Below are 12,639 nucleotides of genomic sequence, written 5' to 3' on the forward strand. Positions count from 1 at the left end.
GGCACAGCTTAACCGATCGCGTGCCTCGATCTGGACATGAAAGCGGATAAGCTGCGGCGCATTCGAGCCAGCTTCCATCATGTCGAACGTCTCCTTACGCAGCATCCGCTCGCATTTCTTCGGCGGCGCCACTACGCAGGTGCAAGGCTTGCCGGTCCAGGACAGGACCGTCGCGGGCGGCACGGCGCGGCCCGTCGACATGAACGGCACCTACAGTGTCGGCCAGATGTACGCCATGCATTACGCCTTGGCGCAGCCGCGTTTTCCCCTGCCTGTCCTGCTATGGCACGGCGGCGGCATGACGGGCGCGCAGTGGGAGGCCACACCGGACGGCAGGCCCGGCTGGCTCTGGGGCCTGCTGGAGGCCGGCTTCGACGTCTGGGTGTGCGATGCGCCGGAACGCGGCCGGGCGTCATGGGCCATGTTCCCGGAAATCTACCCGTCGGCGCCCATCTTCCGCAGTCACGAAGAGGCGTGGGACGTCTTCCGCGTCGGCCCGGCCGGTGGCTACCCCGGCGCCAGCCACGCCGATACCCAATTTCCCGTCGAGCATTTCGATCAATTTGCGCGCCAGTTCGTGCCGCGCTGGCTGGACCATAACGAGATGGCGCTGGCCGCCTATGACGAACTGATCGCGGCGGTGGGACCCTGCATCGTTCTTGGCCACAGCCAGGGTGGCGGCCATGCCGGCCACGCCGCCTTGCGCCATCCCGATCTGGTGCGCGCCGTGGTCACCGTCGAGCCCACGGGCATGCCCATCCCCATACCCGCCGCCGCCAGCCCGGCGGACACGCCGCAGCTGATGCTGTGGGGCGATTACCTGGACCGGAGTCCGCTCTGGTCCACCTACCGCCAGTCGGCGGAGGCCTACGTCCAGGCGCTGCGCGAACGTGGCGCGCCCGTGACGGTATTGGATCTGCCGGCCGTGGGCGTGCATGGCAACAGCCACGCCTGTATGTCGGACCGTAATAGCGATGAAGTGCTGGCGCACATCGTCGCGTGGCTTTCAGCCACATCGAGTCGTAGTTCCCGGCTCTCCCAGCCACTTGAAAAATGATATTGAACTGGAGATACCTGAAATGCTGAAGCGTTCCATCGTGGCCCTCGCCGCCGCCTGCTCGCTGTTGGGCGTGGCCCCCGCCGCCATGGCCAAGGACTATCCGTCCGCGCCCATCCGCCTGATCATCCCCTTCGCGCCGGGTGGCACCGCTGACGTCATCGGTCGCCTGTTCGCCCAGAAGCTGGGCCAGAAGCTGGACGCCACGGTCGTTGTCGAGAACAAGGCCGGCGCCGCCGGCGTGATCGGTTCCAAGTACGTGGCCGAAGCCAAGGCCGATGGCTATACGCTGCTGCTCGCGTCGTCCAGCACGCATGCCGCCAACCCCGCCATCTACACCAAGCTGACGTATGACGCCGTGGCCGATTTCACCCCGATCACGCAGATCGTGTCGGTGCCTGGCGTGCTGAGCGTCAACGAAGATGTGAAGGCGAAGACGCTGGCCGACCTGATCAGCGACTCCAAGGCCGCGCCGAACAAGTACACCTACGCCTCGTCTGGCGCCGGTACCTTGGGCAACCTGGCCATGGAACTGCTCAAGAAGAACAGCGGCGCGCAGATCATGCACGTCGCCTACAAGGGTGCGGGCCCGGCCTTCAACGACGTGATCGGCCGCCAGGTGTCGATGATCTGGGAACCGCTGCCGTCGTCGCTGCCTTTCATCAAGGCCGGCCGCCTGCGTGCGCTGGCGGTTGCCTCGGCACAGCGCCTGCCGGAAATCCCGGACGTGCCGACCTTCGCCGAAGCCGGTATCCAGAACTACGACGTGTCGGCCTGGAACGGCCTGCTGGCCCCCAAGGGCGTGTCGCCTGAAGTCGCCGAGACCTTGTACAAGGCATCGGTGGAAGTGCTGAAGGATCCGGAGTTGCAACAGCGCTTCAAGGAACTGGGCGGCACGGTGGTGGGCAATACGCCTGATCAGTTCAAAGCCGTCATGACCTCGGAAATCGCCAAGTGGAAGGACGTGGCCGCGGCCGCGAACATCAAGCTGGATTAAGAGTTCGGGAAGAACGACCCGGGTGGCGACGCCCGGGAGCAAGTGAAGGCGGCCCCTCGCGGGGCCGCTTTTTTTTGCCTGCGCGTGCAGCGACTACATCGACTGTAGCGACTACAGCGGCTTGATCGCCAGGTCGCCCCGATACACCGTATTGGCCAGGGTCTCGGCATGGGCCAGATAGGGATCGGGCTCGGGCGCGAGCTTGAGCGACAACGTGTGCTCGGCCAGCTGCTGGCACGTCATGAAGCGCACGTCGCCCAACTGCTTGATTTCCGTCAGCAACGTATCCAGCACAGCGATACGCGCCGCCCGCGTGGACCCGAAGTCGCCACGCAGGTTCAGCGTGATGGGAATCAGGACGCTTTCGGCGTGCAGCGCCTGGATCTCGTCGCGCCAGATGGTCTGCAGGCGCGCATGCGTGTGCCGCGCGGAATAGATGGGCGCGTCGTCCAGGGCGAAGTTCGACGGCAGTTCGACGATCTGCTTGCCGCCGGTCCCGACGCTGAAGACGTAGGGCTGGTCCGCATCCTGAAAGCTGGCGTCGTAGAGAAAGCCCTGTTCAGCCAAATGGCCCAGCGTCCGCGAGGACAACTCACCCCCCGGCGCGCGGAAGCCGACCGGCGCCTGACCGGTGATGTCGGCGAGGATGGCGCGCGAGCTGGCGAGCACCTCTACCTCTTTGTCGCCGAGCGTGGCGAAGTTTTCCAGGTCGATGCCGCGCGCGGCGGTTTCATGGCCGTCCTCAGCCAGCGCGCGCACCAGTTCGGGATGGCGCCGGGCGTCGCCGCCGGGCACGAAGAAGGTGGCGGGCACGCCATGCCGGGCGAACAGCTCGCGCAGGCGCGGAAAGCCCGCCCGCACCGCGTAGCGGCCGTAGGAATAACGCCCGAACAGGCGTTCCGGCGCGGTTTCCTTGAGGTCGAAGGTTTCGGCGTCGAAGTTGACGGTCAGCAGCACCACCGTGCGGGCGCCTTGGGGCCAGGTGTAGGTGTTCATGCGAAGGAAACCTCTTCAAGGTTGTCGCGGTGCTGCTGGCACCACTGCGCGAAAGTCCGATAGTCCATGAATTGCACGCCGTCATGACCCTTCATATAGGTGATCAGGTCGGACAGGGCGCGCGTGCGCGAGGGCGTGCCGGAGCCCCAGCCCGCGCGCGGGTGCAGCGACATCACGAAGAAGCGGTCATGGCCGTAGATGGCGTCGAACTCGGACTTCCATTGGCCCAGCACTTCCGACGGCGGCGTGTGGCTGAACTTGTAGAAGGGGAAGTCGTCCAGGCTGTAGGTGTTGTTGGGCAGCTCGACGATGACGTCGTCCGGGCCCTTGCCGAAGCGCAGGCGATAGGGACGGTCGTAGTCCTTGTCGCTGGAATCGTAGATATAGCCCATCGATTTCAGCACCGCCATGGTCCGGTCGCTCTTGCGGCCGGAGGGCGAGCGCCAGCCCAGGACAGGCTTGCCGATGACGTCCCGCAGAATGCGGTCGGTCTTGCGCAGCAAGGCCTCTTCTTCCTCCAGGCCCAGCTCCCAGGCCTCGTGCAGATAGCCATGCGCCGCGACTTCGAAGTTGCGCTGGTCGACGCGAGCGATGGTGTCGGGATGGCGCTCGGCGTCATAGCCGGGCACGAAGAAAGTGCCCTTGATGCCGTGGCCATCCAGCATGTCCATGTGGCGCGGCACGCCGCAGCGCGCGGAATAATTGCCCCAGGAGTGCTTGCCCAGCGGCGCGATGCCGCGGCCGACTTCGTGGCTGGGGCCGTCGAAGTCGATGCCGATCAACACCACGCAGCGCATGTCTTCGGGTAGGTTCGTTCGCTGATTCATCGTTATCCCTTTGATGTCTCTTCCTGTTGTCGCCGCGGCAAGGCCAGCTTAGTCCAGCTTGATGTTCGCTTCACGCACCACGGTGCCCCACTTGGTCCGCTCGCCCGCCAGGAACTTGGTGAACTCGGCCGGCGGCATATGGTCGATGTCGAAAGACCGCGCGCGCATGGTGGCCTGGAAGTCCGGCGAGCTGTAGACCTTGTCGATCGCCTTGTACAGGGTGTCGACCACCGCGGGCGGCAGGTTGGCGGGGCCGAACAGGCCGATCCAGCCCACCGCGCTGAAGCCGGGATAGCCGGACTCGGCGATGGTGGGAACGTCGGGCAGCAGCGCGTTACGCTTGGTGTCCGAGGTGGCGATGGGGCGCACCTTGCCGGACTTGATATTGCCCTGTTGCGTGCCGAGCAAGTCCAGCATGAAGTCCAGGCGGCCGGCCAGCAGGTCGGTGGTGGCCTGGCCCGCGCCGTTGTACGGCACGGCGCCCGCCTCGATGCCGGCGTCGCGCTTGAATTTCTCCACGGCCAGGTGCGAGGAGCTGCCGACGGTGGTCACGCCGTAGTTCAGCTTGCCGGGATTCTTCTTCGCGGTATCGATCAGGTCCTTGAGCGTGTGTACCTTGGACGACTCGGGCACGACCAGAACGTTGTCGAAGGTGGCCAATACGGAGATGGGCGTGAAGTCCTTGACCGGGTCGTAGGGCAGTTTCGAATACAGGAACTGGTTGGCCCCATGCGTGCCGGTGGAGCCGATCAGCAGCGTGTAGCCATCCGGCTTGGCCTGGCCGACGAAAGCCGCGCCGATGCCGCCGCCGGCGCCGGGGCGGTTTTCCACGACGATGGTCTGCCCCAGCTCCTTGCCTACGTCCTGCGCGATGATGCGCGCCATGATGTCCGTACCGCCGCCCGCGGCGAACGGCACGATCAGGCGGATGGCGTGATCGGGATAACGGTCGGCCGCGCTGGCCAGGCCCGGGCCGGTCAGCAGCGCGGCGGCAGTGGCGCCGGCGGCAAGGCGCGCGACGAGTGTGGCGATGGTGGTCTTCATGGTTGGATTCCCCTTGTTGTGTGGCGATGCTCCGCGCATCGGGTCCTGAATGGTTGGCGTTGGTATTTTTTTGGCTACGGTGGTGGATCAGCGCGGCTCGCGCTGTGGCAACTCATAGCGGGTGAACGTGGGGTCGAGGGCGGGCAGGTTGGCCACCTCCATGAACCCGTGGGCCGGCTGCATGATGACGGTGGACACCGTGGCGCTGCGGGTCGCGCGGCCGAAGTCGCCGCGCGGCGGCCGGCACACCGACCAGGGCGACTGGTAGTCGTCCAGCAGGGCGTTCTTGACGTCAGCGATGGTGATCTTGCCCACGTGGGGCGCCAGCAGTTCGCGCACGCGTTGTTCGCGGTACAAGGTGCAGGGCGAAAAAGCGATGCCCGTGTCCTTGAGCTTGGTCAGCGCGATGGGGCTGAGCCAGTGGTTGGAATGAACCAGCAGGCCGTTTTCGGGATGCAGCTGGAAGGTCTCGTCAGGCGCGCATTCGAAATTGATGATGACGCCGCCGACATGAGCCACCGCCATATTGTTGGAGCCGGTCTTGGGCGTGGCATACACGGCGTGCATGGCATGCGCGACGAAGGTGCTTTCCAGGGCCTTGCGGCGGATCAGGGGCAGCGGCACGCCGATCTGGCGATAGTCGCGGTCGGACTCCAGGTTGTTACCCGTGATGGAGATGCCGGCCGAGTTGAAGCCCGAACGCGCCAGCATGCCGGCTTCCGTGAAGGTCAGCAGGTCGGGGCCGTCGTCTCGCAGGATGCGCAGCACCACGCCGGTTTCCGAGCATTCCTCTTTCCAGTCCCAATTCTGGGCGTGGATAAGCTCACCGTCCTGGGTGGCGGCGCGGGTCACTTTCACCGACGTGCAGCCGTCATTGGTCTCGCCCAGCAGGCGCGCGCGCAGTTCGGGGCGCACGGCCAGCTTCATCACTTCGGTGCGGCTGTTCAGCAGAAAGATGTCTTCCAGGCGCACGCCGGCGCCTTCGGCGATGCCTTGCATCTCGGCAAGGTAGTTCTCGTCGAACTTGCGGACCACCGGGATGTAGCTGTGGATGACCTTGTCGATCTCGGCCGGCGCCATCTTCAGCCGCGCCGCCTGCTCGCTGTAGTGCTCGATGGAGCGGGCGATGCGCTGCCGCGCCTGCTCGCCGTAGGACCGGCCACGCGCCAGCGGGGTACCGGTGATTTCAACCAGCGGGAAGGGCGTCTGGGGCTGCCTGCTCATCAATGTTCTCCTGTTGCGCCCGGGGGCGAACACGGGCGAGCAAATCCTAAGGTCGCTTTGTCATAACATCAAATCATTTATATGAAACATATAATGCGTTTTTTGGTATGACATCGGGCATGGGTCATATGTCATGGGTCATGAGCCACGGAGCTGTCGATGGAGCTGGATACCCTGCGCAAGGTCAATCTCAACCTGTTGACCGTGTTCGAACTGTTGATGGAAACCCGCAGCGCCACCGAGACGGCATTGCGGCTGCACACCACGCAACCCGGCATCAGCCGCAAGCTGGCGGAGTTGCGCCGTCTGTTCGCCGACCCGCTGTTCGTCCTGGTGAAGCGCCAGTTGGTGCCGACCCCGCGCGCCATCGAGATTCGCCCCACCGTGCGCGAGGCCCTGGCCGCCATCGGCGGGCTGATGGAGGACGGCGAGGCCTTCGATCCCTTGAAGTCCACCCGCACGTTTCGCATCGCCGCGCGCCATACGCTGGAATGGATGCTGGCGCCGGGCTTGCGCAGCTACTGCGACCGCCAGGCGCCCATGGTGCGTTTCAGCTTCGTCAATATGCAGGGCGTGGCGCTACCGGAGAAGCAGCTGGAGGACCATTCCGTCGATATCGCGTTGGGCCGCTTCGATGAGGTGAGCGGGCGCTTTCGCAGCCAGCCCCTGTTCGACGACGACCGGGTCTGCCTGCTGCGCCATGGGCACCCGGCCGCGCGGCGGCGCCTGACGCCGGCGGTCTTCAGTGCCTTGCGTTTCGTGACCACCACGGATATGCAGGGCAAGGACAATGAGGTCGACACGTGGTTGCGCCATGCGGGGTATCGGCGCGAGTTCGACCTCTACGTATCCAGCATGAGCCATGTGCCGCTGATTCTGCTGCAGACGGATCTGGCGGTGACGATGCCGCGCAAGCTGGCGACCTACATTGCCCGCTTCCATCCCCTGCACGTCAAGAATCTGGCGTTTCCCCTGCCCACGTCGCACTACAACATGGTGTGGCATGCGCGCTGGGACGACGTACCATCGCATCGCTGGATGCGCGGAGCGGTGGCGGATCTGATGCGCGAGGCGGGCGCGCAGGGGTGACGGCGCCGCTGTCGAACAGGATACGTTCGATGGCCAGCGAGTGTTCGCGCCTGCGTCGCAAAGCTTTGCCGGGGCGGCCGAACAGGCGCTTGCGCTGTTTGGCTTCGCGGCTGGCTTGCAGATGCTCGATGAACACGGCGTCGCAGGTTTCGTTATTGGTCTTGTCGAATATCCAGCAGAAGGACACGGGCAGGCGCGCCAGCCTGTAGCGCGGCCTGGGGCGTGCGGCATCCTCCTCCATCAGGCGTTCCAGCACGAGCTGGTCCCATTCCCGCGGCGCCGCCGCGCAGGCGTCGCGCCATGCCGCGAGCAATGCCGCGGCGGCCGGCGTGTCGTTGATCAACAGCGTGCCGCTCAGCAGATGTCCTTCCGGTTCATAGTAGGCGGCGATATCGCAGTCCATGTCCAGCAGTGCCGGCCAGGGATTGCGATGGAAGACCGCATCGACGTCGACATACAGCAGCGGGCCGCGATGCTTGTCACGCAAGGTGGCCAGGACGCCAGGCTTCAGCGCGGCATTGCGCACCCAGGAGCCGGTGGATTGCACCGCCACCACGTCGGCGGGCAGCCCCATCAGGCGGGCCGATTGCATGAAGCGATTCTTCTCCGCTTCGTAGATGCTGTCGCGGGTATAGAAGCCGGCGATCATGCCCAGGGATGGTGCGGGCGCCGCGGCGCGCCGGCGGAGTTCGCTCGCATCCGGAAAGCGCACGGCGATGCGCTTGTGTTCCGGTGTCCAGGCGGACAGTTTGCGTTGCAGTCGGCGCCACATGAAAAAATCTCGGCTGAAAGCGGGAAATACCCTTGATGAAGTCCGCCGAATTCTAGGAGCGAGGGCGTGTAATTGGCGTGAGATGCCTTGGGGTTTCACCGAAACTTCTGGTTTGTAAGGGTTTCAAGACTTGATGGAGACCGTGTGCATATGCCCTGAAACAGGGCATCGGCGATGTCTCGTTGCACCGCCTTGGCGCACGTCGCTTCGGAAGGTAGCTATCGGCGAGCTGTCAGGCCGCCCGCGCTAAACTTGCAAACGATTGCTACCGCCACAAGCGGGCATTCCCTTCCTCAACGCCCACCCTCGGCCATGAACCCCCGCCCACGTTTCCGCATTTCTCCACATTCCTTCTATTTCATTCTTTTCTGCGGTGCGTTGGCCGCGCTGGCTTCCCTGTCCATCGACATAGGCTTGCCCGCTTTCGGCGCGGTCGCGCGCGACATGAATACCGATGCGGCGCGGGTGGCCTTGAGCCTGAGCATCTTCTTCGTCGGCTTCGCCGCGGCGCCGCTGGTCTACGGTCCGCTGTCGGATCGCTGGGGGCGGCGGCCGGTGCTGCTGTTCGGTCTGGTGATCTACACGCTGGGCGGCGCGGGGTGCACCTTCTCCAACACCATCGATACCTTCCTGGCGTGGCGCCTGCTGCAAGGCGCGGGAGCGGGCGCCGGCGCGGTGCTGTCGATGAGCCTGGTGCGCGATCACTTCGACGGCGTGAAGGTGCGCACGCTGCTGTCCAACATCGCCATCATCCGCGTGATCGCGCCGATGGTGGCGCCGTCGGTGGGGGCGTTTCTGCTGGAGGTTGCGCACTGGCGCGCCATCTATGCATTGATGATGGTCGGGGGCGTGGTGGTGCTGGGCCTGGTGTGGCTGGGGCTGGAGGAATCGGCGCCGCGTCTGCGCGCGAACGCGGAGCAGCGGCCGCCGTCGATTTCGGTGCTGGGCGCCTACATGGCCTTGCTGCGCAATCCGGTCTGCGTCGCGTACATGCTGATCTGCGGTCTGGGATTCGGCAGCCACTTCGCTTACGTCACGGGATCTTCGCTGGTGTTGATGGAAGCGCTGGGCGTGCCTTCGCAATGGTTCGGCCTGCTGTTCGGCGCGGCGGCTGCATGCATCATGCTGGCGTCATACCTGAGCGGCCGGCTGGCGGGCTACGTATCGGGCGATCGCCTGATAAAGATAGGCTTGAGCATCGCACTGGTGTCCGCGCTGGTCATGCTGGTTCTGACCGAAACGCAGCTGGTGCGGGCGTGGAACCTGGCCCCGCTGTTCATGCTGAATGCCTTCTGCTATGGCTTGATCACGCCGAGCACGCAGCAGGGCGCCTTGCAACCTCTGGGCAATATCGCCGGGTCCGCCGCGGCAGTGATGAATGCCCTGATGATGGGCATAGGCGCGTTTTCCAGCTGGCTGGTCAGCGATCTGTTCGGCCGCGTCGGGGTGCTGGCCGTGACGGGCACCATGGCCATCTTCTGCGCGCTGGCGCTGCTGGTCTATGTGCTGATGGTGAAGTTGCGCAAGCCGGTCGAAGCCTGATCGGTAGTGCCTGAGAAAGCCGTCGGCCGCAGGGTCGGCGGCTTTTTTATGGGGCGCCGTATGTCCGTGTCGTGTGTCTCCGCGGTATGCCCGTGCCGTATTTCCTTATGCCCACTTTGTTTATCCCGGCTTTGTATTTTGCCGGCCTGTTGCTCGCGCAGATACTGCGGGATAAGCCGCATGGCGGCATATAAACAGGAAAGAGGACATCATGACGAATCGGTATGGATCGACTGGCGGACAGGCTGGGCTGTCCCGTTCCGGCGTATCGCGGCGCGCCTTGTTGCGCGCGGCTGGCATGATAGGCGCCGTCGCGCCCCTGGGCATGCTGGGCTCGCGCGTGCTGGCCGCCGATGCCACCCCGCGCACCATCCGCATCGCCTGGAGCCAGACCGCGGTGTGCCAGTCGCCGGTGTCGGTGGCGCTGGAGCGCGGCTTCTTCGAACAGTATGGCCTGAAGGTCGAGCGCATCAACTTCAGCGGCAGTACGGACCAGTTGCTGGAAGCCATCGCCACCGGCCACGCCGACGGCGGCATCGGCATGGCGCTGCGCTGGCTCAAGCCGCTGGAGCAGGGCTTCGACGTCAAGCTGGCCGTGGGCACGCACGGTGGCTGCATGCGCTTGCTGACCCCGGCGGAGTCGTCCATCCAGGACATTAAGGATCTCAAGGGCAAGCGTGTGGCGGTGTCCGACCAGGCCAGCCCGGTCAAGAATTACTTTGCGATTCGCGTCGCGCAGTTGGGCATCGATCCCGATAGCGTGGAGTGGAAGCAGTATCCGCAGGACCTGTTCGCCGAAGTGTTGCGCAAGGGCGAGGTCGACGCGATCGCGGGCGACGATCCGCAGCTGTTCGTCTACAAGGAAGACAACCATCTGCGTCAGGTGGCCACCAATCTGGACGGCGCCTACGCGGACCGCACCTGCTGCGTGCTGGGCCTGCGCGGCGATCTGGTGCGCAAGGATCCGGAAACCGCGTCGGCCGCGGCCCGCGCGGTGATCGCCGCGCAGAAGTGGACGGCGGCCAACCCCGACGAGACGGCACGTATCTTTGCGCCTTATATCCCGCAGAAAGTGCCCGCCGAACGTGTGGCCTCCATCCTGCGCTCGCACACGCACGGCCACGCGTCCACGGGCGCGGCGCTGCGCGCCGAGATCGTCGGCTATGCCGAGGACCTGAAGGGCATCAAGGTGCTCAGCCCCGGCCTGGATGTGCAGAAGTACGCCAAAGTGGTGGTGCCCGATGTCATCGGCTGATACCGCCCTGGGTGTCGGCGCGGCTGCGGCGTCCAGCCAACGGCCCGCGCGCCTGTGGCTGACCGGGCTGGGCGCCGGCTTGCTTTGGGCCGCCGTGGGCGTGCTGACCCTGTCTTGGCCCAATCAGGAGGTCGGCTTCAAGGAGTGGGGCTATACGCGCGAGTTCGGCCTGGCCGCCGTGAGCGTGGCCGTGCTGCTGGGCCTGCTCGCGGTCAGCGGCGCGGCGTACCGGCCCTGGCCGCTCGTCCGCAGGGTGCAGCGCGCCGGCCCCTGGCTGGTGCTGCTGGCCGTCCTGGTCGGCATCTGGGAGGTGGTCACGGCCAAGCTGGCCTTGCTGCCCAGCCCGTTCTTCGCGCCGCCGCAGTCCTTGATCGAGATCTACGTCGGCGACTGGAAGCGCCTGCTCGACAGCCTGGTGAATTCATTGTGGTTGCTGGCGAATGGCTATGTGCTGGGCGCCATCAGCGGTTTCGTCACCGGCGTGGCGATAGGGTGGTCACGGGGGCTGGGTTACTGGGTGCATCCCGTGCTGCGCTTCCTGGGCCCGGTGCCGTCGACGGCGCTGCTGCCCATGGCATTTTTCTTCTTCCCGTCGAGCTGGGCCGCGGCGGTGTTCCTGATCGCCTTGGCGACCTGGTTTCCCGTGACGGTGTTGACCTGGTCCGGGGTGGCCAGCGTCAATCGGGCGTTCTACGACGTGGCGCGCACCTTGGGCGCCGATGCGCGGTTCCTGATTTTTCGTGTGGCGATACCCGGCGCGCTGCCGCATGTGTTCGTGGGGCTGTTCATGGGACTGGGAGCGTCATTCTCGGTGCTGGTGGCCGCGGAGATGATGGGTGTCAAGTCCGGACTGGGCTTCTATCTTTCGTGGGCGCAGGGCTGGGCTTCCTACGCCAATATGTACGGTGCGCTGATCGTCATGGCGCTGACGTTCTCGGGTTTGATCACCTTGCTGTTCGCGGTGCGCGACCGCTTGCTGGCGTGGCAGAAGGGAGTCGTGAAATGGTAGCGGTGGCGACGCAGTCGAAGACGGTCGACGGTGCGAGTGTGGCAGTGCGCGGCGTCAGCCATGCGTTCGATCTGGATGGCGCGGCGCTGCCGGTGCTGGATGATATCGACCTGGACATCAAGCCCGGCGAGTTCGTGGCCTTGCTGGGGCCCAGCGGTTGCGGCAAGAGCACGCTGTTGCGTCTGGTCGCCGGCCTGGAGACGCCCGGGCAAGGTGTCATCGAGGCGGATGGGGTGGCGGTGACGCGGCCCGATCCCAGCCGGATCCTGGTGTTTCAGGACCCCACGCTCTATCCCTGGCGCACGGTGCGCGACAACGTGGCCTTGGGCTTGCAGGCGCGCGGCTTGTTGGCGCGCCAGGGGGCGCGTATCGACGAAGCCTTGCAGCGCGTGGGCCTGGCGCAATTCGGCTCGGCGTATCCGCATCAGTTGTCGGGGGGGATGGCGCAGCGGGCGGCCCTGGCGCGCGCGCTGGTGAATGACCCGCGCATTCTTATCCTGGATGAGCCCCTGGGCAAGCTGGATTCGCTGACGCGCCTGGCGATGCAGTCGGAGCTGGTGGAGTTGTGGCAGCGGTCCGGGGTGACCGCCTTGCTGGTCACGCACGATGTCGAGGAGGCTTTGTTTTTGGCGACTCGTATCGTTGTGCTGAGCGACCGGCCGGCGCGCATCAAGGACGAGTTGATCAATGATTTGCCGTATCCGCGCCATCGCGGTGATCCCCGCATCACCGACCTAAGGCGGCGGGCCTTGTCCTTGCTGGGGCTGGATGCGACATGGTAGGGGGTGAAGGCGAGGCGCAAGCGCCTCGCCGTTGGGCGGGCGGCC

11 protein-coding genes and 1 pseudogene are annotated in these 12,639 nt (G+C 65.4%); 7 read left to right on the plus strand and 5 right to left on the minus strand.

What is annotated here, in order from left to right; all coding sequences use genetic code 11:
* Positions 1-79 precede the first annotated feature (79 nt).
* Entirely contained in the window at positions 80-1,057 is a 978-nt protein-coding gene (locus ASB57_RS29300; protein ID WP_057655575.1) for an alpha/beta fold hydrolase, read from the plus strand.
* Positions 1,058-1,079: 22 nt separating this feature from the next.
* The gene (locus ASB57_RS29305) at positions 1,080-2,054 is read left to right on the plus strand and encodes a tripartite tricarboxylate transporter substrate binding protein (RefSeq protein WP_057655577.1); all 975 of its coding nucleotides are present in this window, start codon (positions 1,080-1,082) and stop codon (positions 2,052-2,054) included.
* A gap of 111 nt (positions 2,055-2,165) precedes the next feature.
* On the opposite strand, the gene ASB57_RS29310 is transcribed toward ASB57_RS29305, so the two are convergent.
* From ASB57_RS29310 to ASB57_RS29325, 4 genes are all read right to left on the minus strand, one after another.
* The gene (locus tag ASB57_RS29310) at positions 2,166-3,050 is read right to left on the minus strand and encodes a polysaccharide deacetylase family protein (protein WP_057655579.1); all 885 of its coding nucleotides are present in this window, start codon (positions 3,048-3,050) and stop codon (positions 2,166-2,168) included.
* Positions 3,047-3,877, minus strand: coding sequence for a polysaccharide deacetylase family protein (locus tag ASB57_RS29315; RefSeq protein WP_082621925.1), 831 nt, complete (start codon positions 3,875-3,877; stop codon positions 3,047-3,049). Before ASB57_RS29315 ends, ASB57_RS29310 begins: the two co-directional genes overlap by 4 nt.
* 48 nt (positions 3,878-3,925) lie before the next feature.
* Entirely contained in the window at positions 3,926-4,921 is a 996-nt protein-coding gene (locus tag ASB57_RS29320) for a tripartite tricarboxylate transporter substrate binding protein (RefSeq protein WP_057655583.1), read from the minus strand.
* An 87-nt stretch (positions 4,922-5,008) separates the two neighbouring features.
* A complete protein-coding gene (locus ASB57_RS29325; RefSeq protein ID WP_057655585.1) occupies positions 5,009-6,145 on the minus strand; it encodes a C45 family peptidase in 1,137 nt (378 codons plus the stop codon).
* A gap of 159 nt (positions 6,146-6,304) precedes the next feature.
* Between ASB57_RS29325 and ASB57_RS29330 the strand changes: the two genes are divergently transcribed.
* Positions 6,305-7,234 (plus strand): LysR family transcriptional regulator, encoded by a 930-nt coding sequence (locus ASB57_RS29330; protein WP_057655587.1) that lies wholly within the window; start codon positions 6,305-6,307, stop codon positions 7,232-7,234.
* Positions 7,235-7,424: 190 nt separating this feature from the next.
* On the opposite strand, the pseudogene ASB57_RS31910 reads toward ASB57_RS29330, so the two are convergent.
* Positions 7,425-8,006 (minus strand): annotated as a pseudogene (locus ASB57_RS31910) (putative nucleotide-diphospho-sugar transferase); the annotation flags it as partial.
* A 312-nt stretch (positions 8,007-8,318) separates the two neighbouring features.
* Between ASB57_RS31910 and ASB57_RS29340 the strand changes: the two are divergent.
* From ASB57_RS29340 to ASB57_RS29355, 4 genes are all read left to right on the plus strand, one after another.
* Positions 8,319-9,548: a multidrug effflux MFS transporter gene (locus ASB57_RS29340; protein WP_057655589.1), complete on the plus strand. Its 1,230-nt coding sequence runs from the start codon at positions 8,319-8,321 to the stop codon at positions 9,546-9,548.
* Between the two features lie 211 nt (positions 9,549-9,759).
* Complete coding sequence (locus ASB57_RS29345) at positions 9,760-10,803, plus strand: ABC transporter substrate-binding protein (RefSeq protein WP_082621928.1); 1,044 nt, start codon at positions 9,760-9,762, stop codon at positions 10,801-10,803.
* On the plus strand, positions 10,790-11,812 hold the full coding sequence (locus tag ASB57_RS29350) for an ABC transporter permease (RefSeq protein WP_057655591.1): 1,023 nt from the start codon (positions 10,790-10,792) through the stop codon (positions 11,810-11,812). Before ASB57_RS29345 ends, ASB57_RS29350 begins: the two co-directional genes overlap by 14 nt.
* The gene (locus tag ASB57_RS29355; protein WP_057655593.1) at positions 11,806-12,594 is read left to right on the plus strand and encodes an ABC transporter ATP-binding protein; all 789 of its coding nucleotides are present in this window, start codon (positions 11,806-11,808) and stop codon (positions 12,592-12,594) included. Before ASB57_RS29350 ends, ASB57_RS29355 begins: the two co-directional genes overlap by 7 nt.
* The last annotated feature ends 45 nt before the right edge of the window (positions 12,595-12,639 follow it).

The organism is Bordetella sp. N (assembly GCF_001433395.1).
In the GTDB taxonomy this organism is placed as follows: domain Bacteria; phylum Pseudomonadota; class Gammaproteobacteria; order Burkholderiales; family Burkholderiaceae_B; genus Bordetella_C.

Coding starts and splice junctions, on each gene's coding strand:
- ASB57_RS29315 (WP_082621925.1), bottom strand. CDS start 3,877: ATGAATCAGCGAACGAACCTACCCGAAGACATGCGCTGCGTGGTGTTG.
- ASB57_RS29320 (WP_057655583.1), bottom strand. CDS start 4,921: ATGAAGACCACCATCGCCACACTCGTCGCGCGCCTTGCCGCCGGCGCC.
- ASB57_RS29300 (WP_057655575.1), top strand. CDS start 80: ATGTCGAACGTCTCCTTACGCAGCATCCGCTCGCATTTCTTCGGCGGC.
- ASB57_RS29355 (WP_057655593.1), top strand. CDS start 11,806: ATGGTAGCGGTGGCGACGCAGTCGAAGACGGTCGACGGTGCGAGTGTG.
- ASB57_RS29305 (WP_057655577.1), top strand. CDS start 1,080: ATGCTGAAGCGTTCCATCGTGGCCCTCGCCGCCGCCTGCTCGCTGTTG.
- ASB57_RS29330 (WP_057655587.1), top strand. CDS start 6,305: ATGGAGCTGGATACCCTGCGCAAGGTCAATCTCAACCTGTTGACCGTG.
- ASB57_RS29310 (WP_057655579.1), bottom strand. CDS start 3,050: ATGAACACCTACACCTGGCCCCAAGGCGCCCGCACGGTGGTGCTGCTG.
- ASB57_RS29325 (WP_057655585.1), bottom strand. CDS start 6,145: ATGAGCAGGCAGCCCCAGACGCCCTTCCCGCTGGTTGAAATCACCGGT.
- ASB57_RS29340 (WP_057655589.1), top strand. CDS start 8,319: ATGAACCCCCGCCCACGTTTCCGCATTTCTCCACATTCCTTCTATTTC.
- ASB57_RS29350 (WP_057655591.1), top strand. CDS start 10,790: ATGTCATCGGCTGATACCGCCCTGGGTGTCGGCGCGGCTGCGGCGTCC.
- ASB57_RS29345 (WP_082621928.1), top strand. CDS start 9,760: ATGACGAATCGGTATGGATCGACTGGCGGACAGGCTGGGCTGTCCCGT.